This window comes from Xanthobacter sp. BG11Y11_SDJG (genome assembly GCF_057364445.1).
On the sequence record NZ_JBNFNU010000647.1, the window covers coordinates 1 to 1432 of the forward strand.

Genomic DNA, 1432 nt, shown 5'->3' on the forward strand with positions numbered 1-1432 from the left:
CGCCTCGTGCTCCTTCAGCACCGAGATGATCTGCTCCTCGCTGAAACGGCTGCGCCGCATGGTCCTTCTCCTGATCGAAGGACCCAACTTATCCGTGGCAGGAACTCAGGGGAGCACGTCATCGGCCCTAAAGCAAGGCGGCCGACGGTCAGCACAATCGGAGAGGGAGGCGCTCAGCGCTCATGGGTCTATTTGGGGGCCGGATCTAGCAGCCCGCAGGCCGCTGCGAAACGCCGGCCGAAGTTGGTCAACTGGACCTCAAGTTCCAGCTGGTGACCCAGGTTGCGCCGTCCCAAGATGCGCTTTGGCTTGGAGGACGCGCGGGATATGGTCGCCTTGAGGGTCTCAACTTGGCGGTTCAAGCCATCGACGATGGCCTGCATTTCTCGTTGGTTGAAAGAACGAAACTGGGCTGTAGATTCAGCGCGCAGAGGCCCATCCGGTATGCGCTCGATGAGCCCTTGTCTGAGCAAATTATCTGACCAGTCTTGACCAGAAAGATTGTCAATTCCAAATAATGAGGCTCTCTCCTGTATCGACTGCATAAGACTCTTCCGTAGAGAGGTTATTTCAGCTTTTATTGCATCTAATTGCACAGATTCATCCTTGGTGATCGACTGGAAATTGCGTGGACGAAATTCCTGTGACTTCCGCCTTATCTCGGAATCAGCGCGGATAATGGAAGCCAGGAAATCAATAATCTTTGCATCCATCGGGGACAAGGTGTCCAAGACGCTCAGAAAGGAGCGTTCGGCCGACACGCTCGAGCCCGGTTCAAGAATTTTGGCGAACAAGCCCGCCCACAGATGTCTCACTGACTCGTCCTCGGTCAGAGATAATCCATTTACCAGTAGATGAATTTCTTCCTCTTTCGGAGGATTAATTTTGTCCATCTCAATGTGAGCAGTTTCGAGCTTTGTCCTGACTTCCGAGAGGCCGAGTTCGGCATTCAGTTGGCGCTTTCGACGAATACGGTCCGTTAGCAGGCCAATGGAATCCCCCAGGAGAGAGCCAACTTCTGTCGCAGCGGGTTTCAGGAGAGCCGAGATAATATCCCCAAGACTACGGTCAATTTCTTTTCCAATGCTGATGTCTATCGGAGAGCTGCTTCCGTCTCCCTTATTCTCGCTTGTCATGCATCCCCCGTCAGAAGCTTGGAATCAATTTCGGCGCCGCGGAGCAAGTCTAGCATAACAATCAATCAGTACTGGCATCCCGCCCGCAGGGCGGCCGGGCTGTCGTGAACCGGGCCCGCAGGGCGGTCCCGGCGGCAGGCCGCTTCCATCCCTGATGCAGCATCGTCCGGCCGCGGACGCGGCCCAGGGGGAGGACGGGGCGCTGCCCCATCCCTCCCCCGCAAGCCCCGCCGGGGGCCTCCCCGGTCTTCCTTCGCTTCGCTCCGTGCAGACGCGCGCCGCCGGCGCGCCCCTTC

The 1432-nt window shown here is 57.3% G+C and carries 1 protein-coding gene; it reads right to left on the reverse strand.

Translation table 11 applies throughout. The annotated features are described in order from the left end of the window. Nucleotides 1-188: 188 nt before the first annotated feature. On the reverse strand, nucleotides 189-1136 hold the full coding sequence (locus tag AC2W7M_RS25370) for an Abi-alpha family protein (RefSeq protein WP_486135872.1): 948 nt from the start codon (nucleotides 1134-1136) through the stop codon (nucleotides 189-191). Nucleotides 1137-1432: the final 296 nt, after the last annotated feature.